Here is a 24,361-nt window from a genome sequence, read left to right as displayed (position 1 = left end):
ATTTATGCTAGACTTTTGACCTATTGCGGGGATTCCCCCCATGCTAACATATGTGTAAGGGCTTACACCAAGGTTAAGTGGAGCGGTCATGCTGCCTTACCAGAGTCTTTACTAAATAGTAAAAGGAGAATGACAACATGTTTAAAAAGAAAAAAGGTTTAATTCTATCTTTAACGGTTGCATCTAGCATTCTATTAGCAACAGGCTGCAGTAGTAATTCAACCAGCGGTACAGATTCTGGAAAAGACAAGGGCGACGCGCTACCGGCAGTGGGTGCAACGATTTACAAATTTGATGATAACTTTATGTCCTATGTACGCCGTGCGATGGATACTGCAGCAAAAGATAAAGTAAAGTTAATGTTGAATGACTCACAAAACGACCAAGCCAAACAAATTGAGCAAGTTGACACACTTATTGCCAAAGGAGCAAAATCACTAGCTATTAACCTAGTGGATCCAAAAGCAGCGCAAACGATTGTAGACAAAGCGAAAGCTAAAGATATTCCAGTTATCTTCTTTAACAAAGAGCCGGATGCAACTGTATTAACTGGCTATGATAAAGCTTATTATGTTGGAACCACATCTTCAGAATCAGGTGTCCTTCAAGGTGAACTGATCGCAAAAGCATGGGAAGCTAACAAAGATAAATATGACAAAAATAAAGATGGCAAGCTTCAATACGTTTTACTTAAAGGTGAGCCAGGACATCCAGATGCAGAAGCACGTACAAAGTTTGCTATTGATACTGTAAAAGAAAAAGGCATCCAAGTAGAAGAATTAGCAATGGATACAGCAATGTGGGATGCAATGAAAGCTACTGAGAAAATGGATGCTTGGATTGCAAAATACAATGAAAAAATTGAATTCGTTATCGCTAACAACGATGGTATGGCATTAGGTGCCATTGCTTCTCTTGAAAAAGCAGGTTACTTCTCTGGTGACAAGTTCATGCCAGTTGTAGGTGTTGACGCGATTCCAGAAGCACTTGAAATGATCGAAAGCGGCAAAATGGTTGGTTCAATCTTAAATGACGCGAAAAACCAAGGGAAAGCAACGATTGATTTAGCAGCAAATGCAGCTAACGGTAAGGATGTTTTAGACGGAACTGAGTGGAAACTTGATGATAAAAAAGCCGTTCGTGTTCCTTACATCGAAGTAACAAAAGATAATATCCAAGTGGGTAGAGACGCATATAAATAAGAAAGAGGAAGCGCCTTGTCCAGGGGCGACAGGCATAAGACGAGCCGGCGAGAAGGTTGCTCTTTAACCTTCTTGACGGATTGGCTGTAGACCTGCGAGCACCTAGGCGCTGCAGCTAGACTGTAATGTTTAGAGCTAGCGCCTGTCCGGGGGCACTCTGCCCCTTGGCGCTCCTCGAACAAAGGAAAAGCGGACGCTTTTCCTTCGTTCGGGGTAAGACTCCAAGAAAATGGAGCCGGATACCGCAAAAAATTATTACTCTCTTTAAAAGTTTGAGAGGCATCCAGTGGAGTATCTCATATTTTTCTAAATGGTTTCAGAGGAGGTTCGCTCATGTCAGAATCAAGTACTACTAATTTACTAGAAATGCTTAATATAACCAAAAGGTTCCCGGGGGTACTCGCTTTAGACAATGTTTCACTAAAAGTAAAACCCGGATCGGTGCATGCCTTAATGGGCGAGAACGGTGCAGGGAAATCAACGTTAATGAAATGCTTATTTGGGATTTACTCCATGGACGAGGGCAAAATCCTCTTTGACGGGAAAGAAATTTCTTTTGCCAATTCGAAGCAAGCACTTGAAAACGGTGTTTCCATGGTCCACCAAGAACTAAATCAGGTACGTCAACAAAATGTTATGGATAATATTTGGCTGGGTCGTTATCCGAAGAAGGGCATTTTTATCGATGAAAAGAAAATGTACCAGGATACAGCAGCTATTTTTAAAAGTCTGGATATCAGTATTGATCCACGCAGTAAGGTAAGTACGCTTTCTGTTTCCGAAATGCAGATGGTCGAAATTGCAAAAGCTGTTTCCTACCATTCCAAAATTATCGTCATGGATGAGCCAACATCATCTTTAACTGAGACGGAAGTAAATCACCTGTTCAGAATCATCAAAAGGCTTCAAAGTGAGAATGTAGCAATTATCTATATTTCACACAAAATGGAGGAAATCTTAAAGATTTCCGACGAAGTAACAATCATGCGTGATGGTCAGTATATCGCGACAAAAAGTTCGAAAAGCCTAACAACCGATGAAATTATTAAATTGATGGTTGGACGTGACCTTTCACAACGCTTCCCTGAAAAAATAAACAAGCCGGGCGAATTAATATTGAAGGTTACTGACCTGACAGCAGAAACACAGCCTTCTTTTTCTAATGTGAGCTTTGACTTAAAAAAGGGTGAAATCTTAGGTATTGCCGGATTGGTTGGTTCGAAACGGACCGAGGTCGTAGAAGCCTTATTTGGGATGAGGGCGCTAACAGCTGGAAAGATTGAATTAAATGGCAAGGCTGTTAAAAATCATTCCCCGCAGCAAGCGATCAAAAATGGCTTTGCCCTAGTGACGGAAGAAAGAAGATCAACGGGTATTTTCCCTGAACTTAGCATTAGCTTTAACTCAATCATTTCAAACATGAAACAATATAAAACAAAAAGCGGTTTTCTATCTGATCGGAAAGTGGCCGATGATACCCAGTGGGTAATTGATTCCATGAAAGTAAAGACACCTACCCAAAAGACATCCATTGGAAGTCTATCAGGCGGTAACCAACAGAAGGTAATTATTGGTCGCTGGCTCCTAACGAAACCGGATATTTTATTGTTGGATGAACCTACAAGGGGTATTGATGTAGGAGCAAAGTTTGAAATTTATCAGCTCATTAACCAATTAGCCGCAGAAGGAAAAGGGATTATCATGATTTCTTCCGAAATGCCTGAGCTTTTGGGTGTAACAGACCGAATTTTAGTAATGAGTAATGGAAAAGCAGCTGGAATTGTTGAGACGCACGCAACATCTCAGGAAAAAATCATGCAATTAGCAGCTTTGTATTAGGAGGAATGGATATGAATACTCAGGCTTCGAAAAAATCAAACTTGTCTAAATGGCTTGTTGATAACGTAATTTATGTAGTTTTAATTCTTCTTGTTGTCGGGATCGTCGCTGCTTCTCCAGACTTTTTATCGATGACAAACTTAATTAATATCTTAAGTCAATCCTCTTCGCGTATTATTATCGCACTTGGGGTTGCTGGTATCTTAATTACAGCAGGAACAGACCTTTCAGCAGGCCGGATGGTTGGACTTGCAGCGGTAATCTCAGCTTCTATGTTACAGGCTGGCGATTATGCATATCGTATGTATCCGAACCTGCCTGAATTACCACTAATTGTTCCGATTTTGGTTGCAATGGCAGCAACGGGTCTTATTGCTGCATTAAACGGTGTCATTGTTGCAAAATTCCACGTACCTCCATTCATTGCAACTTTAGGTATGATGATTGGTGTTTATGGTCTAACTTCGATTTATTTTGACCGCCCGCCATATGGGGCACAGCCTATTGGTGGTTTAAGCAAAGCCTTTACAACTTTTGCACAGCGCGGAATAAAAATTGGCCAATATGAATTTCCATATCTCATTATCTATGCAATCGTTGTATCCCTGATCATTTGGGTGATTTGGAATAAAACGCAACTCGGTAAAAATATGTACGCAATCGGTGGAAACCCGGAAGCAGCAAAGGTTTCTGGTGTAAACGTAGCAAGAAATCTTATCATCATTTACACAATCGCCGGTCTTCTTTACGGCTTAACAGGTACACTGGAAGCAGGACGAGTAGGTAGTGCAACAAACAACACAGGTAATATGTATGAATTAGATGCTATCGCAGCCTGCGTCGTCGGTGGGGTATCACTATCAGGTGGTATCGGAACCGTCCCTGGTGTTATCACAGGGGTACTGATTTTCCAAGTAATCAACTACGGTCTAGCCTTCCTAGGCGTAAGCCCATACATCCAATTCATCGTAAAAGGCGCAATCATCATCGTCGCAGTAGCCTTTGACATGCGCAAACATGCAAAGAAAAAATAAATAGCTTAATAGTTTGCTGTTAAATTGGTGTCAGGCACCGTTCGTGGACATTTGTCCACGAGGTGCCTGACACCAATTTTTATTTGTATAGGAAATTTTAATAATTTAATTGTGGATAAATTGATTTAGTCTCTTTGAATCCAGCTCCAGCGCCCAACGGCTAGTGTCCTTCGCTCTCCGCCCTACGATAAGTCAAGCACGAATGCGCTAACGCTCTTCGTGTTTCCTTTATCTCAGTTGGAGCGCTCCAGGCCATACGCCGCTGAACGGGCGCTTGCGCCTTTTGTTCTTAACGATGTTTTCAATTCATACAAATGATAAAACAATTTGTGGGTAAGATTTGCTGTTTTGTCTAATGACAGGTATTGTCTGTGGTGTATAATTAAGTTGTTGACTGAATATTTACATAAATGAAAATTGACTCGTATGTCCTTTGCAAATGAATTTACGTTTTTCACCTCCGAGAGATTTATTTACCTCTGAATATTGCAGATAATCTCATATTAAAAAAAGGGAGTGTTTAATCATGCAACGACAAAAGCTAGTGATTAATGGGGAAAGGCTGAAAACGACATTAGAGCAATTTGCAAACTTTGGCCGGACAGAGAACAATGGAGTAACACGGTTGTCCTTATCTATGGAAGATATTCGGGTTAGGGATTACTTCCGTTTATGCTGTGAGGAATTAGGACTGACGGTCACGGTTGATGATATGGGCTGCATGTATGCGACACTGGCAGGTAATGAAGACAAGCCGCCAATTCTTATTGGCTCCCATTTAGACTCGGTGAAAAAAGGTGGCCGTTTTGATGGCGTCTTAGGGGTTGTCGCAGGTTTAGAAGTGGTTCGAACGTTAGTCGAGAACCAAATCAAACCACAAATTCCGATTACGATTGTTAACTTTACAAATGAAGAAGGTGCCAGATTTGAGCCCTCGATGATGGCTTCTGGGGTGCTATCCGGTAAATTTGATAAGTCTACTATGCTAAATAAAATAGATTCAGATGGAGTTACTTTTGGGGAGGCCCTAAAAGCGAGCGGGTATGAAGGGAATGTGGAGAATCGATTGAAAGAGGCCTCGGCCCTTTTGGAGCTTCACATTGAACAAGGTCCAATTCTTGAAAAAGAGGCCCTCTCGATTGGTGTTGTCGAATGTGTGGTGGGAATGGCCTGCTATGAGATTGAAGTGACAGGGGAATCCGATCATGCCGGCACAACCCCAATGAATATGAGAAAAGATGCCCTGTTTGCCACTAATAACTTAATTAACGAAATCCGCACGCGATTAAGCGTTTTAGATGAAGATTTGGTCTTCACGATTGGCAGAGTGAATGTATACCCGAGCATCCACACGGTCATTCCGAATAAGGTCGTCTTTACGCTTGAAGCACGCCATAAAGACATGGTGATTGTCCAAACGGTTAAAGACTTCATCGAGACTCTTCCAAATTTAACCTCTTTAAATGAAGGCTGTGAGGTTAAAACAACAAAATTATGGGAGCGGGACACCGTATGGTTCGAGCCAGAAATCTGCCAGCTCCTAGAAGAGTCAGCACAGTCACTCGGTTATTCTAATCGAAGAATGGTCAGTGGTGCCGGCCATGATGCACAGTTTATTGCCAGTTTCGTTCCGACTGCGATGCTGTTTGTACCTAGTATTAACGGAAAAAGCCACTGTGAAGAAGAATTAACAACATGGGAAGATTGCGAAAAAGGGATAAATGTTTTATTAGATACGGTATTAACGATGTTAGCAAAATAGTTATAGCTAAATTTAAGTAGGTTGTGAGGGAGACTTTTTCGCGATGCGGAAGGGTCTCTTTTTTTACGATTGGATCCCTTATGAATAACTGATTGAATCGTTCCCTCATACAAGTCTGGAAATTTAATACTAATCTGTTGTAAAATATTAGCTAAAAGTGTAAAATTACACTATATAATATATCGGAATAATCACTTCAAAGGTGAAAGGGAGCGGGGATATGGGGAAAAAACTTAGGTTCATATTATTGTATTTTGGAATTGTGCCACTTGGGGTCTCATTTTTAGAATTAGCGATACTAATGGAGTTTGATAATATCTTATTGGTCTCATTACCCGTCCTGATTATCGTTGGGGGGCTCGCTGGGTTTCTAGTTAGCAAGAAACTAATGAAGCAGGAAAAATTAACAGAGAAATTGATCCTTTTCCTTATTCCCCTCGCCTATACAGCTATACTTTGGGCTGTATTTATGCTGATTAGCAGCGGGTTTTACGGAGCAGAAGCTTGGTTGTATTATAGTATCTTTCATCTTGCCTATGCACCCATCTATTTTATTGCCCTCCTTTTGGGAGAGGGAAGATTATTTCTTGGGGCGCCGCTCGCTTATGAGCTTTCCTTTGTTTTAGGTTTATTTTTTGCCCTGTTGAACGGGGGGAGGCTCCTTGCCATTGATAAAAAGCAGCTGTTGTCTGTTGGTATGGTATTTGTTCTTGCAATGGGTACGGGTTCGGCTGTTCATTGGCACCGGAGTCAAACGGTCCTGCCATCCTATGGTTTCGAATATGGAGGAGGATACTCTAGTACGGACCTCTATCCGTATGATGTAAACAATCCAGATAATATCCTGCCAAAACTAAAAACGACTTCAACCTTTACCATCGAAAACCCAAGTGAAATGCCTATTTTAGATGGAGCAGAAGCTGCATTCCCGGTTTACTCTGCCTTTGCGAATGCAACCTATGAAAATATTGAAAAAGTCTCTCCAGAGGTAAGCGAAGTCATTACCTTTACCAATACCATTTATGCCTACGAGCGGCTTTTAACAGGGGATGTCGATATTTACTTCGGTGCAGAACCATCGAAGAAACAGCAGCAAATGGCACAAGAGGCAGGAAAAGAGCTTGTCATGACCCCAATTGGCAAGGAAGCGTTTGTCTTTTTTGTCAATGCGGATAATAAAATTGATAGATTATCAGTAGCCCAGATTAAAGATATCTACTCTGGTAAAATAAAAAACTGGTCAAAGCTTGGTGGTAAGAATGAAAAAATTATTGCCTTTCAACGCCCCGAAAATTCAGGAAGCCAAACACTTTTGGAGAAAATTATGGGCGATACACCGATTATGAAGCCCTTAAAAGAAGAGGTGCCTGAAGGAATGGGCGGGATTATCGAACAAGTAGCGGACTACCGAAACTACGATAACTCGATTGGTTTTTCCTTTCGCTTTTTTGCAACAGGAATGAAGGCCAATTCAGATATTAAACTGCTTGCCATTAATGGGATTGAACCTAGTCCTGAAAACATCGCGAGTGACAACTACCCATTCACCGCCTCTCTCTATGCAATTACAGTGAAGGACAACAAAAAAGTGAGCACCATCCAACCATTCCTCGAATGGATGCAAGGACCACAAGGCCAAAAGCTAGTGGAAGAAGTGGGCTATATAAAATATAGTCCAAAATAAGATGTCAAAAATATGGTGTCAGGCACCGTCAGTGGACATTTTCAATCTTGCTTGCTTGATACAGTTAGATTATTAAATATTCAGGCAGTCATTTTACAGAAAAGTAGTTCTCTGTTAAGATTGAAGTGGTATTAATAAAGAACAAAGGGGGATGAACCGTGTATGAAGTTTTTTCGAAAGGTAACAAGTGCAGTACTCGTCGGGGCCTTACTCACTGCTGTACCAATTTCCACCTTTGCCAATGAACCTGCCAAGAAGGTCATAGATTATGTAGCACTAGGTGATTCGTTAGCAGCAGGGATGACACCTGCGGGTGGAATGGATTTGGGTTATCCTGATTACCTTAAAAACCGCTTTGAACAATCCCAATATACCGTGGACTTTAAGAATTTTGGAATTCCTGGGTATAAATCAACGAATTTAGCAACCGATGTTCTTACTAGAGCAGATGTTCAGACAAAAATTAAAGAAGCTGAGTTTATTACAATTGATATAGGTGCGAATGATTTATTACCAGCAATAACGGATCAATCTAAAATCCCTGGTGCATTAAGCACGGTTGCCGTAAATTTACAAACCATTTTAGCTGCAATTGACCAGTTAAATCCAACGGTTAAGGTGTATGTGATGGGTTACTATAATCCATTTCCATACCTTCCACAAGCACAACAAGCTGTATTATTACCACTGTTAGCTACATTTAATGGAATGATTGAAGCAAGAACCATCGCAAATGGCGACACTTTTGTTGAAACAGATACAATTATCGCTGAGGATTATCAAACCTACCTTCCAAATCCATTAAACATTCATCTAAGTAAAGAAGGCTATCAACTAATTGCAAAAGAGTTTTGGAAAAATATTGATAAGAGTAAGAATGAGGTAAGATAAATAGAAAAGAAGTATCAGAGAGAGATTCTTTGATGCTTTTTTTGTTAAGTAAGAGTTTTTATAAATTTTCTCGTTTCTTTTTGGAGACAGGGATGACCTAAGAGTGTTGCGCGTAAATATAAAAGAATAGTTGATGAGGAGGATATGCATATGAACAAATTATTAGAAGGAAAAACTGCATTTATTACAGGGTCTGCAAGTGGGCTTGGTTTAGAAATGGCAAAAACCTTTGCACAGGAAGGCGCGAAGGTAGTGATCTCAGATATAAACGCTGATAAAAGTGAGGAAGTAGCTGCTGAATTAAGGGAGCAAGGATTTGAAGCGTTATCGGCCCCCTGTGATGTGATGGATGAGGAAGCATTTAAAAATAGCCTTCAAGCGGCTTATAAAAGATTTGGCAGCATGGATATCTTAGTCAATAACGCCGGAATGCAGCATGTTTCACCAATTGAGGAGTTTCCTACTGAAAAATTTGAATTACTGATAAAACTTATGTTAACCGCCCCATTTATTGGCATCAAAAACGTATTCCCTATCATGAAAAAACAAGGCTTTGGCCGAGTCATCAACATTGCTTCCATTAACGGTGTCATCGGCTTTGCAGGTAAAGCTGCCTACAATAGCGCAAAACACGGTGTTATTGGCTTAACAAAGGTCGCCGCATTGGAGGGGGCTGCGGACGGAATTACCGTAAATGCCTTATGTCCTGGTTACGTCGATACACCGCTTGTGAGAAACCAATTGGCAGATTTGGCTAAAACAAGAAATGTCAGCTTAGACCGTGTTATTGAAGAAGTGCTCTTCCCATTGATTCCACAAAGAAGGCTCTTGTCCGTAACCGAAATTGCTGATTACGCTGTCTTTTTAGCAAGTGAAAAAGGAAGAGGGGTTACAGGGCAAGCAGTCATTCTAGATGGCGGCTACACAGCCCAGTAAATCATACAAAAGGATCCTATTCGATTGGTTGAGTAGGATTTTCATATTGTATAGGGGAATTTTAAAATTATTAATTGTAGATACAAGTAATTAATCCTAGGTTTTATTTACTGCGAAAAGAATTTGTATGGAAATAGCAACAGGACTGGTTTATGATAAGAGGGAATATTTTGAACATCATATAAAGTGGGTGGGAGTTACTTGATCCTGTTAGACTACATTATGAACCTCGCAATTTTTTCTCTATTGGTAAGTACGCCTTTAGTCATAGGTGCATTTACCAAACATAAACCATTTAAGCATTCGACAATTGGAATGGGTATTTATGCGGGAGTCGTTTCCTCCGTCCTTAGTTTGTTAGCAATCAATCAGGAAGGCTATTCCTATGACATTAGGTATGCACCTGTTATACTAATATTTGCTTATCTTGGACCCACAGCAGGGTTAATAACGGGAGCCCTTTCTTTATTTACAAGATTAGTGACAAATGGTCATTGGCCTCCTGTTATTATAGGATGGGCAATGACAATGATTGGTTTTTCCATCATCTATTTGTTTACAAAACGTATTACTGCAGTAAAAAGAAGTATAGCCCTTTTTGGAACATATCTTGTTTTTTATTTAATTGTTGTTTTCGTGTTTAAAATATTTATTGATAAACCATTCTTTCACGTTCAGTATCTTCTGTTTGTGTGGTTAGGATTTTCTGTTGGAGTATTACTTATTGAGTCATATTTGAAGTTGTATAGATTAAATAATAGCTTAATAGATATGTATAAAATGGTTGAGGCAAGTGAAGCAAAATATCGCTTGATTGCTGAGAATACTTCAGACCTGATCATTGTTATGAATGAAGAGCAGGCGATTATTTACTCCTCCCCTTCACATGAAAATGTGTTAGGGTTTCAATGCAATGAGCTTGAACGCTTAGAAAAATTCCAATTAATTCATCCGGACGAAGTTGATATGTTTAGTAATACCATCAAGCAGATGTATGAAAATAAAGAATCGCAATCTATGGAATTCCGGATGATGCACAAAGATGGACGATGGCTTGATTTTGAGTCCCGCTGTATGCCCGTTAGGGGAGAAACTGGCTTGATTGAGAATATTGTGATTGTCAGCAGGGATATCTCTGAACGTAAAAAGGCGGAAGATATTCTATTGCGCTCTGAGAAGCTATCAATTGTCGGGGAGTTAGCGGCAGGAGTGGCTCATGAAATCCGGAATCCACTAACAACCATAAAAGGTTTCATGCAGCTTTATAAAAGAGCAGATAGTTCGATTGATGAATTGCTGCTAAGTGAACTGGATCGTATTGAAAACATTACAAGCCAACTGCTTACGCTGGGAAAACCGCAAGCAGTGGAGTTAAATAGGACGAATGTTTTAGAATTGATTGAAGGGACACTTGTGCTTTTAGCTCCTGAGGCCATGATGAGTAATATCCAATTTAACCTAAAGTTTGAAGAATCCTCTTATTTTATTATTTGTGAGAAGAATCAATTAAAGCAAGTATTCCTTAATATTTTAAAGAATGCTATGGAGGCCATGAAAGAAGGAGGAGAAATTCAAATCAACCTTCGAAAAGGGCCGGAAGACGAGTGTGTAATAGCATTTCAAGATCAGGGCTGCGGGATTCCGGAAGAACTGCTCCCTCGTTTAGGCGAGCCGTTTTATACATTGAAAGAAAAGGGAACAGGCCTCGGACTAATGATTAGTAATAAAATTATTAAACAACACAACGGAAGCCTTACGTTTAATAGTAACGGCAATGAAGGAACAGTAGTCGAAATAAAATTACCATCCGTAAGTTGAAAGTGAAATTAGATGTTATGTTTGGGTGTCAGGCACCGCGCGTGGACAAATGTCCACGGACAGTGCCTGACACCTTTTTTCCGGTTCCGCTTACTAGAAGTTCACATTCAATTCATATATTCTTTATATAATTCAGTTTGTAGATGAGAATCGAAGTTTGAAGTTCGTGATCCGAAGAAGGGATGTAAATATATATGACAGAAGTGAAGAAAGAGAAGGGCTGGCGCCAATTTATTCGCTTGGTTCAACACACCAAGCCCTCGAAATGGTTTATGGGGATTGCCCTCCTTTTAAGTGTGGGTACCACCCTAGTGGGGCTAATGGTCCCGCTTTTTACAAAAAACCTGATCAATGATTTTACCATTAGCTCTTTAAGTACGGGAAGGATTCTTCTTCTTGTTTCCGCGCTCTTAATCCAAGCAGTAGCAAGCGGCATATCCATCTATTTATTAAATCATATCGGCCAATCCGTGGTGGCAGGAATCCGCGATCGTCTATGGAAAAAACTGCTCGTCTTACCGATTCCGTTCTATGATGAAAATCAAACAGGTGAAACGGTCAGCCGAATGACCAATGATACGGCCGTCGTAAGAGGATTAATTACCGATCACCTCGCCAATTTCCTCTCAGGAACCATTTCCATCATTGGTTCAATTGTTGTATTGCTGCTATTGGATTGGAAAATGGCCTTGTTAATGTTTATCGCATTGCCACTTGCAGCAGTCATCTTAATGACACTTGGGAGGAGGATGCATCAGGTGTCAAAAGGAATGCAAACCGAAACAGCACGGTTCACCTCAGTCCTCCAGCAAGTACTATCAGAAATACGCTTAGTCAAAGCCTCAAATGCAGAAGCATTCGAGTATAAAAATGGCAAAAACGGGATTACTCAATTGTTTCAATATGGCTTGAAAGAGGCCAAAATTCAAGCATTAATCACACCGCTGATTGGTTTAGTCATCATGGTATTACTTGTGGTTATTCTCGGTTACGGTGGAATGAGAGTGTCCTCAGGTGCATTAAAGGCGGGTGATTTAGTTGCCTTTATCATGTATCTATTTCAAATCGTCATGCCAATGGGACAATTAGCCGCCTTTTTTACCCAATTTCAAAAAGCAACCGGTGCCACAGATCGAATTATCGCCATCATGGATATGTGCGAAGAACAGGATGAGTCCATGAGGGATGTCGATCATGTGGATCAATCCATAATTGTAGAGCACCTGAATTACTCGTATAAGAATGGGGATGAAATACTAAAAGATATCAGTTTTTCCGCTGAAGCAGGCAAGGTGACAGCCATCGTCGGTCCGAGCGGAAGCGGAAAAACGACACTGTTTTCTTTATTAGAGCGTTATTATCAACCGCAGCAAGGGGCGATTCTCCTAGGGCACGTACCAATTAACCAGTTTTCACTGTTTTCTTGGAGAAGTCAAATTGGTTATGTATCACAGGAAAGTCCTATTGTAGTGGGGACAATTCGTGATAATATTTGTTACGGAATGGATAAAACAGTAGACCAGTCGGATATCGAAAGGGTAGCCAAAATGGCCTTTGCAGACCAGTTTATTTCCGAACTGCCGAACGGATATGATACAGAAGTGGGTGAACGAGGAATTAAACTATCGGGCGGGCAACGACAGCGGATTGCGATTGCGCGTGCCTTTTTAAGAGACCCAAAAATTTTAATGTTAGATGAAGCGACTTCGAGTCTGGATAGCAAATCTGAACAGGTTGTCCAACAGGCATTGCAAAATTTGATGAAGGGAAGAACCACACTTGTGATTGCGCATCGTCTATCGACCGTGATTGATTCGGATCAAATTCTCTTTTTAGATAAGGGGAAAATTACTGGCAGCGGTACGCATGAACAGTTGATTAGGACCCACTCTTTGTATCGTGAATTTGCCGAACAGCAATTACGGATGAATGAAACTGTTTAATAGATGGAAAGGAATGAGGTTGGAATGACGAAGGTACTACTAGTCGACGATGATGCCAATATTCGCGAATTAATCCACCTTTTTTTAAAAAAAGAAGGATTCGAACTTTATGAAGCCTCAGATGGTGTACAGGCATTAAAACTGCTGGAAAAGGTAAAGATCGATTTAGCGGTCATTGATATCATGATGCCAAATATGGATGGTTGGGAATTATGCAAAGAGCTGCGGGCCTTCAGTGATATTCCTATCTTAATGCTGACGGCTAAAGGGGAAACCTCACAAAAACTCAAAGGGTTCGAGCTGGGAGCGGACGATTATCTTGTGAAACCCTTTGACCCGATGGAACTAACTGCTCGAGTCAAAGCATTATTAAAAAGATATAATATAACCGTTTCGCAAACAATCACGATTGAAGAATTTAAGTTAAACCGAAAGACCCATGAAATTTCTTTTAAAGATAAGGAAATTACCCTTCCGTTGAAGGAATTCGAACTCTTGTTTAAATTGGCTAGTTATCCGGGGAAAACATTTTCACGAGAGGTGCTGATTGAAGACATTTGGGGCTACGACTATGAAGGAGACGAACGAACGGTCGATGTCCATATTAAAAGGTTAAGAGAGCGATTTCCTGAGGGAGAATTCCCGTTCCGGATTCGGACGATTTGGGGATTAGGCTACCGTTTTGAGGGAAGATCATGAAAATTAAGCGTTTTTTTCAACATGTATTTGGGATTGTCTTTTTCTTTGTATTTGTTTCTTTTGGCTTTTCAGCAGGTTATTTCATCGTCTCTGGCATTTATCATTTATTCGATTTTCATACATCCGATTATTTTCGTCATATGGCAACAGTAATTATCAGTTTATTCGTCATGAGTATAGTAGGATATTTTATTTCTTTATTTACTCGTTCTAGGCGCCGCAATCTCTTTCTTGAAGTACTTGATGCTTTAAAAAGGATTTCTAAAGGCGACTTTAATGTATATCTCGAATTAAATTCCGGTAAAAGAAACCAGTTCACTAGTCTGGTTGACCATATTAATCATATGGCAAAGCAATTAAAGCAATTAGAAGAGATGCGGCAGGAGTTTATCTCTAATGTCTCGCATGAAATTCAGTCGCCTTTGACGTCAATCATGGGTTTTGCAAGGGCGCTTCAATTAAATCAACTTTCGGGTGAGGAAAGAAGCCATTATCTTAGTATTATTGAAACGGAGAGTAGAAGGTTATCAAAATTAAGTGATAATCTCATGAAGTTAACGTCACTAGAAACAAAGCATCATCCCTTTGAGAGGCATAGCTATCGATTAGACCAACAAATACGGATGATTATCTTGGCGTGTGAACCGCATTGGACAGAAAAGGAACTGGAACTGGATGTGTCCCTAGAGAAGGTCGACATCACTGCGGATGAAGATTTGATGAGCCAGGTATGGACCAATCTCATTCACAACAGTATTAAATTTACTCCAAAGCTCGGAACGATTCGCGTTCATCTCCATCAGGTCGTTGGCAAAACGGTGGTGAAAATAACCGATACGGGGATTGGCATCTCAAAAAAAGATCAGGTTCATATCTTTGAACGTTTTTATAAAGCAGATAAAGCGAGAGACCGCTCCAAAGGCGGCAGTGGATTAGGACTATCTATCGTGAAAAAAATCATCGAAATGCATGACGGAACCATCCTTGTTGACAGTGAAGAAGGGAAGGGGACAACCTTTACTATCACATTGTAATTTGGGCGTTAGCATGGTGTGGTGTTAGTTTGGTGTCAGGCACCGCTTGTGGACAAATGTCCACGAACGGTGCCTGACACCTTATTTAAAAACCAATGGAACGTTTCTAATTAAAATTCACAATTTTGACATGCTATTGCTTTGTGCGAAGGAATATATTTGGTATGCTTAAAATAGAAAATATAATAGCAGGCTTAGAGACTTGGAGAAAGCCATAAAAACCATCGGGAATGGGTCATTACTATTCCTATGCGTTTTTATGGCTTTTTTGTGTGCAAAAATAACCCTTAAGAACGAACTTGGGAGGGAATTGGATATGGGACAAAGACTAGAAACGGAAGTAATTGTAATAGGTGGAGGAATGACAGGAGCAGGAGTGCTTCGTGATCTTTCCCTACGTGGCATAAAAGCAATATTAATAGAGCAACAGGACTTGGGACATGGTACTTCCACACGAAATCACGGTCTGCTCCATTCGGGTGCACGATATGCTGTTCGTGATGAGGAAGCAGCCATTGAAAGTTACCGAGAAAACCTAATCTTGAAAAAAACGATTCCAGGATCAATCGAGCAAACAGGAGGTTTATTCGTAAAAGTCCCTGAAGATGAAGATGGATATTTACAAAAATGGCTGATATCTTGTGAAAAACTGGGTATTCCTGTTGAAGAAATTCCAATTGCCCAGGCATTGCAGCAAGAACCTTTTTTAACGAAGGAAGTGCAAGCAGTCTATCGAGTCCCAGATGGTGCGGTAGACTGCTTTACAATGGTTGTGGATGTAGTAGCCGACGCGGTGAAACATGGGGCAAAAGCGTTGACCTATCATGAGGTGGTCGATGTATTAACTGAGCAAAATCGAGTTAGAGGTGTACGAGTTCGTGATGTTTTTACAGGGGAGGAAAAGGAAATTTTCGCCTCTTTGGTGGTCAATGCAGCCGGTCCATGGGGGGCACAAATTGCCCAGTTAGCTGGCATTCCGTTAAAGATGATTAATAATAAAGGAATGCTCGCGATTTTTAGCCATCGCATCAACAAACAAGTCATTAATCGTCTGCGGATGCCCGGAGATGCCGATATTTTTGTTCCAGCCCATAATGTAACGATCTTTGGTACAACGGGAATAAATGTCGAAGATCCGAATGACTTTTCCTTAAACCGACAAGAACTCGAGGGAATGTTAGCAGAAGGGAAAAAGTTAATTCCAAAGATCAATGACTTACGGTTGATTCGAGCTTTTAGCGGGAGCCGCCCCCTTTATCAAGAATCGAATGTGGCTGATGCTAGTGGGAGAAATGTTACCCGCGGTGTTGCGTTATTAGACCATCATACACGGGATGGAATGGATGGATTAGTTACGATTACAGGTGGAAAGTTAACAACCTTCCGCTTTATGGCGGAAAAAACAGTCGATTTAATTTGTGAAAAGCTTGGGGTAAGGGCAAAATGCACCACGGACCAGGAAATGGTCCCGCACCGAAAAGCTGATGAGTTTTTCAAAGAAGTCGATATGGCACCTGCCGCGAAACAAAAATTGTTTCATTGGGCCGGTACAAAAGCAAGGAAAATCGAGTCCTCCTTAAAAGAGAAGAATTCAAACGTAGTCGTTTGTGAGTGTGAGCAAGTTACATGGGCAGAAATTGAATCTGTTCTACCAGAGGAAGGTCGATTTCATCTAGGGGATATTCGTCGTAGAACTCGCTTGGGTATGGGGCCTTGTCAAGGAACCTTCTGCAATCACCGGGCAGCAGCACTAGCAGTTGAGAAAGGTAAGACGACCATTGAGGAAGCAGAATGGGCACTTCACCATGCTGTTTTTGAAAGAAAAAAAGGGATGGATGTGGTTGCCACGGGTGAAACAGCGAAGCAATTGCAGTTAATGGAAACGATTTATAAGGTTTCTTTAGGATTCGTAGAGGGGGATTATCAACATGTATGATGTTGTTGTTATAGGTCAAGGGTTATCTGGTCTGCTTTCCGCCATTTGGGCAAAAGAACAAGGGCATAGCACGGCATTAGTAGCTAACGGTACAGGGAAAATTATTCAATCAACAGGTGTAATGGACCTCATCCCTGGATCATATGGGGGATTGGATGAGTGGGCAGACCTTTATCAATTGAGTAATTTGCAACTATCTCAATTAACAGGGGCAATGGAGCAATTTAAAACCTTAATGAAAAAATTAGGATATCCTTACAAAGGTGAAATCGAGAAACTCTCTTCCATTGTTACCGGCTCCGGTCATGTGAAAAAGACGGCCTTGTATCCGGAGACTATTTCTCCTCTTCCAGAAGAAGGACATGTTGTTATCGTTGGGTTCGAGGAAGTAGTTGATTTCCAGCCTACTTATATTAAAGGAAATTTACAGAAGGCCAGACCCCATTTAGCTATCGATGTTTTAAAAATTAAGTTAGGAAATCACTCGCAACGGACGATGACCCAACTAGATGCGGCACGGCTATTGGACCAAAAGGAAATTCGGAACAACTGCATCAACCAAATTAAACAGCTAATCATTGAAAAGAATATCAGTCAGCGGGATATGTTTATTTTTCCAGCCTCACTTGGAGTCGAAAATTGGAAAGAGACCATCGAACATTTTTCTTTTGAACTAAATGCAAAGATAACCGAGGCTCCAGGAATGCCGCCCAATACAACCGCCATCCGTCTGCATGAGCGTTTGAAAAAGGAAGCAGTGAAATTGGGGATACGATTCTATGCTGACACCGCTGTTACGGGTTGCACCTTTGACGGAGATGAGATCGAATCATTAACGATTCAAACGGCAAATAGAATGACAAACCTTACTGGGAGACAATTTATACTCGCAACCGGAGGGGTTCTAGGTGGTGGATTGGAAGTAACCCCGGACGGACTAAAGGAAACAGCTTTACGACTTGAGACAAATGAATGGGGAGAACTACTTGATTGTCCTTCAAATCTCCACCCAGTCGGTGCAGGCAGGGGAATTCAGGTAACACATAACGGAATTACCGGTGGCGTTTTTACCCTCTTATCCATCCATGAAATGATCGGCCAACTGCGCCAGCAAACGATGATAGGGGGACTCGTAGTGCTTGAGTTGCAATTTGCTGAAACTACATTTGATAAGTGCCTTAAATGTAATGCCTGTGTCACAAGTTGTCCTGTCTCCAATACGACGTTGGAGTTCGGCGGACCTAAACATTTAGGTCCTGAGTTAAAAAGGCTTATGGATAATCAACAACTCATTGATGATAAACGAATCGAATTATGTACGTTATGCGGCAATTGCGACATGTCATGTCCGGAGAATGTCCATGTATCGACGTTAACCGCTTATGCAAAAGCGATTCATGCCGAGCAGTCGGGAACAAAATTCCGTGACTTGGTGTTAAGTAATGCAGAGATGGTAGGAAAACTCGCTTCTGCTTTTGCTCCAGTGACCAATCTTGCAATGGGCATGAAACCTGTAAGAAAAGTGATGGAACTGGTCATGGGAATTCCAGCAGAGCGGCAATTTCCAAAGTATCGTTTTAATAATTTTAACCGTGTTTATAACAGAAAGTATGCCTATACGGAGCGCAGGGTCGCCTATTTTGTTGGTTGTTATGCGACCTATAATGCACCTGAAGTAGCAGAAAGTTTCATTAAAGTGATGGAGCATAATGGCATTGAGGTGGTTAAACCTGACCAAAAATGCTGCGGTGTTCCAATGTTCGCTAATGGACAAATGAAACAAGGATTGAAAAATGCGAACTACAATATTAATAGCTTTTTAGAGTATACCCGCCAAGGCTATGACATTGTTGTCACCTGTACAAGCTGCACTCTTGCGCTTAAAAAGGAGTATGTAGCGTATGTGAAGACAACAGAAGCAAAGGAATTGGCCGCCCATGTCTATGATGCAGATGAATATTTGCTCATGCTAAAGGAAAATGGAGAGCTTAACATGGAATTTGCTCCAATGAAAGAAAAAGCAGGTTACTATGCTCCATGCCATATGAAAGCACAAGGAATCGGAAATCCGGCAATGGATATTTTAGAGCTTATTCCCGGCTATGAAATTAATGATGTGGGGGCAGGCTGCTGCGGGCAATGTGGCACTTTTGGATTTAAAACGGAAAAATATGAGGTTTCGATGAAAATTGGTCGACCGATGGCAGAAGCAGTGAAGGACGCAAATGCAGATTACACAGTGACAGAATGTGGAATGTGTAAAAATCAACTCGATCAACTGACTGAAAAAGTGGTTAAACATCCCATGCAAATCGTAGCAGAATCCTATGATCGAGCAAAAGCATTGACTTAAATTCTATTATGATGATTTAGTTTAGTTGGCAAGCAGGTATATAATCTATTTTCAAACAGGCCTTGGTGGGTAAATTTTCCACATATTCACAGTTTCGACATTACCAATCATGGTATATCTAATAAAGACTGTATTGAAGGATAGAAGTGTTATAAAATATATTTAAAGAGGTCGAAAATGAAAGGTGAACAATGGGATGAGCTTTTTTGGACAAAAGGTATTACCTGCGATTCGAAAAATAGAAGATGTCGAAAAAATGATGTCTAGTAATTATGAATATTTGGTAATTTTAGATATGCATGTTTCCAGACTGAAACCCATTTTTCAAATGGCGCAGGCCAACGATAAAAAGTTGATTATCCATATGGATTTAATTCATGGGTTAAAGAGTGATGAATACTCAACAGAATTTATTTGTCAGGAATTTAAACCATTTGGACTGATTTCAACTAAAGGAAGCGTTATTCTGAAAGCAAGGCAAAAAGGTGTAAAATCGATTCAACGTCTGTTTTTATTAGATACCAGTTCAATCGAAAAGAGTTTTGCATTAATTGAACGGACCAAGCCAGATTATATTGAAGTATTACCAGGAATTATGCCGAAAATTATTAAGGATATTCGGAATCGCACGAAAAGGGAAGTTTTTGCTGGAGGATTTATTGACACGATTGAAGAGGTAGAACAAGCATTTTTGGCTGGAGCAATAACAGTAACAACATCCAAAAAAGAATTATGGAAATATTTTGAGCCTGAAATAAAAAAGTAATTGAAGAAATGAACTGTATACTCAACCCGCATTCTTTTTTATAGAGAATGCCTTTTTTATGTTGTTTTTTGTCAAAAGGTGTAGAAAAAAGCATTTATGAGGAAGAATATGTAGATTTTGTGAATTTTGTTGACAGCGTTTTCAGACAAACATTATACTAGTAATTAAGTTAATAATATGTGAAGAAGTGTTAGAGACTCACGGGATTACCCATTTTTCTGGGATATTTCTGTGCGTCTTTTTTCTTTTTCCATGTTATTCACAACAGGTTCCAAGGTAAAAGGTTTTTTAAAAAAGAGGAGGTTTATAATGACAGCTTTTTGGGGTGAATTAATTGGTACGGCGATTTTAATTACGTTAGGTGCAGGTGTTTGCGCAGGTGTGAATCTAAAGAAAACGCTCTCTAACGGCAGTGGTTGGATTGTTATTACTTTTGGATGGGGATTTGCGGTTGCAGTTGCTGCGTACTCAGTGGGTAAATTCAGTGGAGCACATCTAAATCCTGCATTAACAGTTGCATTAGCATTTACCGGTGATCTTCCGTGGAAAGAGGTCCCAACTTATATTTTCGGTCAAGTGATTGGGGCAATGATTGGAGCTACAGTTATTTATTTCCAATACCTTCCACACTGGAAAGTAACAGAAGATCAAGGCGCAAAATTAGGAACATTTGCAACAGGTCCTGCTATTCCTCATACTTTTGCAAACTTAATTAGTGAAATTATTGGTACATTTATTCTTGTTTTAGGTATATTAGCGATTGGGGCAAATAAATTTACAGATGGGCTAAATCCACTTGTGGTAGGTTTCCTTATTGTTAGTATCGGTTTGAGCCTTGGGGGAACAACAGGATATGCGATCAATCCCGCCCGTGATTTTGGTCCTAGATTAGCACATGCTCTTCTTCCAATTCCAGGGAAGGGAAGTTCGAACTGGGGATATTCATGGATTCCAATTGTAGGTCCATTACTTGGGGGAAGCCTTGGAGGCTTGTTTTATAAAGCAGCATTCTTAGGTAAGACAGAGATGAGCCTTTGGTTTGTCATTGGGGCAATTGTCGTTGTTCTTGCAGTGGCTTCCGTATTTGGAAAGAAGTCTCAGGATTTGGTACACGTAGAAAAAATTAGTGCATAATTTTAATTTAAGGGAGAGTTCACATATGGAAAAATACATTTTATCATTAGATCAAGGTACAACAAGCTCACGTGCCATCCTATTTAATAAAGAAGGAAAGATCGTCCATGTAGCTCAACAGGAGTTTCAACAATACTTCCCAAAACCAGGTTGGGTAGAACATAATGCAAATGAAATTTGGGGCTCGATCTTAGCGGTAATGGCTTCATGTTTAGCTGGAGCGAATGTAAAGCCAGAGCAAGTGGCAGGAATTGGGATTACAAACCAACGGGAAACAGCCGTTGTTTGGGATAAAGAAACAGGTCAACCAGTTTATCATGCAATTGTTTGGCAATCCCGCCAAACTGCTGAGATCTGTGAAGAATTAAAAGCAAAAGGATATGATCAATTATTTAGGGATAAAACAGGTCTTTTAATTGATGCCTATTTCTCTGGAACAAAAGTGAAATGGATTCTAGACAATGTGGAAGGTGCAAGGGAAAAGGCAGAACGCGGAGAACTGCTTTTTGGAACGATTGACACATGGTTGATTTGGAAACTATCTGGTGGAAAAGCCCACGTAACAGATTATTCAAATGCCTCGAGAACATTGATGTACAATATTCATGACCTTAAATGGGATGAAGAGCTATTAGAAATTCTCACTGTTCCAGCATCGATGCTTCCAGAGGTTCGCCCTTCTTCAGAAGTATACTCAGAAACAGTTGATTACCATTTCTTTGGCTGCAATGTACCAATTGCCGGAGTTGCAGGTGACCAGCAAGCTGCGTTATTCGGTCAGGCCTGTTATGAAAAAGGAATGGCGAAAAATACTTATGGAACTGGTTGCTTTATGTTAATGAATACCGGCGAAAAAGCAGTAAAATCTGAGCACGGTTTGTTAACAACGATTGCTTGGGGTATTAACGGAAAAGTTGAATATGCATTAGAAGGAAGTATCTTCGTTGCTGGGTCTGCGATCCAATGGCTTCGTGATGGGCTCCAAATGTTTAGAAGTGCTGAAGAGAGCGAGAATTTTGCTACTAGTGTAAGCTCTACTGACGGTGTTTATGTTGTTCCGGCATTCGTGGGGTTAGGAACACCTTATTGGGATAGCGATGTACGTGGTTCTGTTTTTGGCTTAACTCGTGGTACAACAAAAGAACACTTTGTACGTGCAACATTAGAATCCCTAGCATATCAAACAAAAGACGTTCTAACTTCTATGGAAGCTGATTCAGGTATTTCACTTAAAGCATTGCGTGTCGACGGCGGCGCTGTTGCCAATAACTTTTTAATGCAATTCCAAAGCGATGTGTTAGATGTACCAGTTGAACGTCCAGAAATTAAGGAAACAACTGCACTAGGTGCAGCATATTTAGCAGGATTAGCTGTTGGTTATTGGGAAAGCCAAGAAGAAATTGCTACTCAATGGAATATGGATAAAGCATTTACACCAGATATGGTTGAAGAGGACAGAGAAAATTTATATACTGGTTGGAAAAAGGCCGTAAACGCTGCTAGGGCTTTTAAATAATCGTAACTTATGGTAAAATGTAGTTAAGTTAATATTTTGGCGGGAGAAACTCGAGAGGCCTCAACAAAGCAATGTTTTTTTTACATTGTGATTGTTGTGGTCTCTTTTTTTATCCCCATTGGAGGTAACCATAGTGGAAATGTTAAAATTCTCGAGTTCAAATAGAAATACGATCCTAAAGGAAATGGCTGCAGAAGAGTTTGATGTGCTTGTCATCGGTGGGGGAATTACAGGCGCTGGAATCGCATTAGATGCTGTAACAAGGGGAATGAAAACAGCTTTAGTAGAAATGCAAGATTATGCCGCTGGGACATCTAGCCGATCAACGAAGCTTGTTCACGGTGGTCTCAGGTATTTAAAGCAATTCGAAGTGAAGATGGTCGCGGAAGTAGGGAAGGAACGAGCGATTGTCTATGAAAATGGCCCGCATGTAACCACACCAGAATGGATGCTTCTGCCTATACATACAGGTGGAACGTTTGGAAAAATTAGTACATCTATTGGACTTAGAATTTATGACTTTTTAGCAGATGTAAAAAAAGGTGAACGAAGAAGGATGCTGTCGTCGGATGCTACCATTCAGAAAGAGCCCCTCATTAAAAGCGAGGGATTAAAAGGTGGCGGGTATTATGTGGAATATCGGACCGATGACGCGCGGTTAACAATCGAAGTAATAAAAGAAGCGGTCACACAGGGTGTGAGAGCAGTAAACTATACAAAAGTCATCGACCTTCTTTATCGAGATGAAATAGTCATCGGTGCTATAGTTGAAAATCAATTAGATGGATCGGTTCATACTATTTACGCGAACAAAGTCATCAATGCCACCGGACCTTGGGTCGATTCGCTCCGTGACAAAGATCATTCGTTATCTGGGAAAAAACTGCGGCTCACCAAAGGAGTCCACTTAGTGATTGATCAGTCGAGATTTCCCCTAAAACAGGCGGTGTACTTTGATACACCAGATAGACGCATGGTATTTGCCATTCCAAGAGACGGGAAAACGTATGTAGGAACAACAGACACCTATTATGGCAACGATCCAATTCATCCGAAAATGACCGCTGATGACCGTGATTACATTATGAATGCGATACATTATATGTTTCCAACCGTAGATATTAAGTCGGAGGATATTGAATCAAGCTGGGCAGGGGTACGACCACTAATTTATGAAGAAGGTAAGGACCCTTCTGAGATTTCGCGAAAGGATGAAATTTGGGTATCTAAATCTGGGTTGGTCACAATCGCAGGTGGAAAGTTGACCGGATATAGAAAAATGGCGGAAACCGTGATTGACTTAATTGCTTTACAGAGCAAAGACACAAGTAAGTACAAAGCTTGCCAAACAAAGCATTTACCGATTTCAGGAGGGCATTTTGATGGTTCTCATAACTTTGTCTCATTTATTGAGGCCAAGGAAAACGATGCCGAATTACTAGGATTTTCAAAGGATCAATACCGAAAGCTAGTACATCGCTATGGTTCCAATATTGACCGTATTTTTGGAATTGCGAAAACGTATGAGCCGAACAATAAGTATGGCTTGCCGCAAGAGATATACGTTCAAATTGTTTATTCACTAGAGGAAGAAATGATAGTGAAACCAGTGGACTTTTTTATTCGTCGAACGGGAGCTTTATTTTTTGATATCAAGTGGGTATATGAGTGGAAAGAAGCCATTATTGGATTTATGAATGATGCTCTTGAATGGACAAATGAGGAGAAGGTCATTTACAGGGAAGAATTAGAAACTATTTTAAATGATGCGATTCATCCGGATCCAAATGAAATGATTTGAGTTTATCCGCGGT

Annotated in this window: 17 protein-coding genes; all 17 read left to right on the top strand. The window is 40.5% G+C overall.

Annotated features, from left to right (window positions below; translation table 11 throughout):
• The first annotated feature begins 137 nt into the window (after positions 1-137).
• The 17 genes from mglB (at position 138) to RCG22_RS13380 (ending at position 24,348) form a co-directional block, all read left to right on the top strand.
• On the top strand, positions 138-1,202 hold the full coding sequence (gene mglB, locus RCG22_RS13460) for a galactose/glucose ABC transporter substrate-binding protein MglB (RefSeq protein WP_308103387.1): 1,065 nt from the start codon (positions 138-140) through the stop codon (positions 1,200-1,202).
• 333 nt (positions 1,203-1,535) lie between these two features.
• Entirely contained in the window at positions 1,536-3,041 is a 1,506-nt protein-coding gene (gene mglA / locus RCG22_RS13455) for a galactose/methyl galactoside ABC transporter ATP-binding protein MglA (protein WP_308103386.1), read from the top strand.
• 11 nt (positions 3,042-3,052) lie between these two features.
• Positions 3,053-4,075, top strand: a complete 1,023-nt coding sequence (gene mglC / locus RCG22_RS13450; RefSeq protein WP_308103385.1) for a galactose/methyl galactoside ABC transporter permease MglC — start codon at positions 3,053-3,055, stop codon at positions 4,073-4,075.
• A 526-nt stretch (positions 4,076-4,601) separates the two neighbouring features.
• Positions 4,602-5,837, top strand: coding sequence for a Zn-dependent hydrolase (locus RCG22_RS13445; protein ID WP_308103384.1), 1,236 nt, complete (start codon positions 4,602-4,604; stop codon positions 5,835-5,837).
• A gap of 220 nt (positions 5,838-6,057) precedes the next feature.
• On the top strand, positions 6,058-7,521 hold the full coding sequence (locus RCG22_RS13440) for a PstS family phosphate ABC transporter substrate-binding protein (protein ID WP_308103382.1): 1,464 nt from the start codon (positions 6,058-6,060) through the stop codon (positions 7,519-7,521).
• Positions 7,522-7,683: 162 nt separating this feature from the next.
• Positions 7,684-8,412, top strand: coding sequence for a GDSL-type esterase/lipase family protein (locus RCG22_RS13435; protein ID WP_308103381.1), 729 nt, complete (start codon positions 7,684-7,686; stop codon positions 8,410-8,412).
• A gap of 150 nt (positions 8,413-8,562) precedes the next feature.
• Positions 8,563-9,348 carry a 3-hydroxybutyrate dehydrogenase gene (locus RCG22_RS13430; protein WP_308103380.1) on the top strand — a complete coding sequence of 262 codons (786 nt, stop codon included), beginning with the start codon at positions 8,563-8,565 and terminating at the stop codon, positions 9,346-9,348.
• A 201-nt stretch (positions 9,349-9,549) separates the two neighbouring features.
• Positions 9,550-11,166, top strand: a complete 1,617-nt coding sequence (locus RCG22_RS13425; protein ID WP_308103379.1) for an ATP-binding protein — start codon at positions 9,550-9,552, stop codon at positions 11,164-11,166.
• A 194-nt stretch (positions 11,167-11,360) separates the two neighbouring features.
• Entirely contained in the window at positions 11,361-13,109 is a 1,749-nt protein-coding gene (locus RCG22_RS13420) for an ABC transporter ATP-binding protein (RefSeq protein ID WP_308103378.1), read from the top strand.
• A 24-nt stretch (positions 13,110-13,133) separates the two neighbouring features.
• Positions 13,134-13,808 (top strand): response regulator transcription factor, encoded by a 675-nt coding sequence (locus RCG22_RS13415; protein WP_308103377.1) that lies wholly within the window; start codon positions 13,134-13,136, stop codon positions 13,806-13,808.
• The gene (locus tag RCG22_RS13410; RefSeq protein WP_308103376.1) at positions 13,805-14,842 is read left to right on the top strand and encodes a sensor histidine kinase; all 1,038 of its coding nucleotides are present in this window, start codon (positions 13,805-13,807) and stop codon (positions 14,840-14,842) included. Before RCG22_RS13415 ends, RCG22_RS13410 begins: the two co-directional genes overlap by 4 nt.
• Before the next feature lie 316 nt (positions 14,843-15,158).
• Positions 15,159-16,778, top strand: coding sequence for an anaerobic glycerol-3-phosphate dehydrogenase subunit GlpA (glpA, locus tag RCG22_RS13405; protein WP_308103375.1), 1,620 nt, complete (start codon positions 15,159-15,161; stop codon positions 16,776-16,778).
• Entirely contained in the window at positions 16,771-19,131 is a 2,361-nt protein-coding gene (locus RCG22_RS13400) for an anaerobic glycerol-3-phosphate dehydrogenase subunit C (protein WP_308103373.1), read from the top strand. The genes glpA and RCG22_RS13400 overlap by 8 nt, the downstream gene beginning before the upstream one ends.
• Before the next feature lie 196 nt (positions 19,132-19,327).
• Entirely contained in the window at positions 19,328-19,897 is a 570-nt protein-coding gene (locus tag RCG22_RS13395; protein ID WP_308103372.1) for a glycerol-3-phosphate responsive antiterminator, read from the top strand.
• 309 nt (positions 19,898-20,206) lie between these two features.
• Positions 20,207-21,031 (top strand): MIP/aquaporin family protein, encoded by an 825-nt coding sequence (locus tag RCG22_RS13390; protein ID WP_308103371.1) that lies wholly within the window; start codon positions 20,207-20,209, stop codon positions 21,029-21,031.
• Positions 21,032-21,056: 25 nt separating this feature from the next.
• Positions 21,057-22,547 carry a glycerol kinase GlpK gene (gene glpK / locus RCG22_RS13385; RefSeq protein ID WP_308103369.1) on the top strand — a complete coding sequence of 497 codons (1,491 nt, stop codon included), beginning with the start codon at positions 21,057-21,059 and terminating at the stop codon, positions 22,545-22,547.
• A 139-nt stretch (positions 22,548-22,686) separates the two neighbouring features.
• On the top strand, positions 22,687-24,348 hold the full coding sequence (locus RCG22_RS13380) for a glycerol-3-phosphate dehydrogenase/oxidase (RefSeq protein WP_308107156.1): 1,662 nt from the start codon (positions 22,687-22,689) through the stop codon (positions 24,346-24,348).
• Positions 24,349-24,361: the final 13 nt, after the last annotated feature.

The organism is Neobacillus nitrireducens (assembly GCF_030915405.1).
Lineage (GTDB): Bacteria > Bacillota > Bacilli > Bacillales > Cytobacillaceae > Neobacillus.
Note: the sequence above shows the minus strand (reverse complement) of the source record. Positions and strands in the feature narration are given on the sequence as shown.

Coding starts and splice junctions, on each gene's coding strand:
- mglB (WP_308103387.1), top strand. CDS start 138: ATGTTTAAAAAGAAAAAAGGTTTAATTCTATCTTTAACGGTTGCATCT.
- mglA (WP_308103386.1), top strand. CDS start 1,536: ATGTCAGAATCAAGTACTACTAATTTACTAGAAATGCTTAATATAACC.
- mglC (WP_308103385.1), top strand. CDS start 3,053: ATGAATACTCAGGCTTCGAAAAAATCAAACTTGTCTAAATGGCTTGTT.
- RCG22_RS13445 (WP_308103384.1), top strand. CDS start 4,602: ATGCAACGACAAAAGCTAGTGATTAATGGGGAAAGGCTGAAAACGACA.
- RCG22_RS13440 (WP_308103382.1), top strand. CDS start 6,058: ATGGGGAAAAAACTTAGGTTCATATTATTGTATTTTGGAATTGTGCCA.
- RCG22_RS13435 (WP_308103381.1), top strand. CDS start 7,684: ATGAAGTTTTTTCGAAAGGTAACAAGTGCAGTACTCGTCGGGGCCTTA.
- RCG22_RS13430 (WP_308103380.1), top strand. CDS start 8,563: ATGAACAAATTATTAGAAGGAAAAACTGCATTTATTACAGGGTCTGCA.
- RCG22_RS13420 (WP_308103378.1), top strand. CDS start 11,361: ATGACAGAAGTGAAGAAAGAGAAGGGCTGGCGCCAATTTATTCGCTTG.
- RCG22_RS13415 (WP_308103377.1), top strand. CDS start 13,134: ATGACGAAGGTACTACTAGTCGACGATGATGCCAATATTCGCGAATTA.
- RCG22_RS13410 (WP_308103376.1), top strand. CDS start 13,805: ATGAAAATTAAGCGTTTTTTTCAACATGTATTTGGGATTGTCTTTTTC.
- glpA (WP_308103375.1), top strand. CDS start 15,159: ATGGGACAAAGACTAGAAACGGAAGTAATTGTAATAGGTGGAGGAATG.
- RCG22_RS13400 (WP_308103373.1), top strand. CDS start 16,771: ATGTATGATGTTGTTGTTATAGGTCAAGGGTTATCTGGTCTGCTTTCC.
- RCG22_RS13395 (WP_308103372.1), top strand. CDS start 19,328: ATGAGCTTTTTTGGACAAAAGGTATTACCTGCGATTCGAAAAATAGAA.
- RCG22_RS13390 (WP_308103371.1), top strand. CDS start 20,207: ATGACAGCTTTTTGGGGTGAATTAATTGGTACGGCGATTTTAATTACG.
- glpK (WP_308103369.1), top strand. CDS start 21,057: ATGGAAAAATACATTTTATCATTAGATCAAGGTACAACAAGCTCACGT.
- RCG22_RS13380 (WP_308107156.1), top strand. CDS start 22,687: ATGTTAAAATTCTCGAGTTCAAATAGAAATACGATCCTAAAGGAAATG.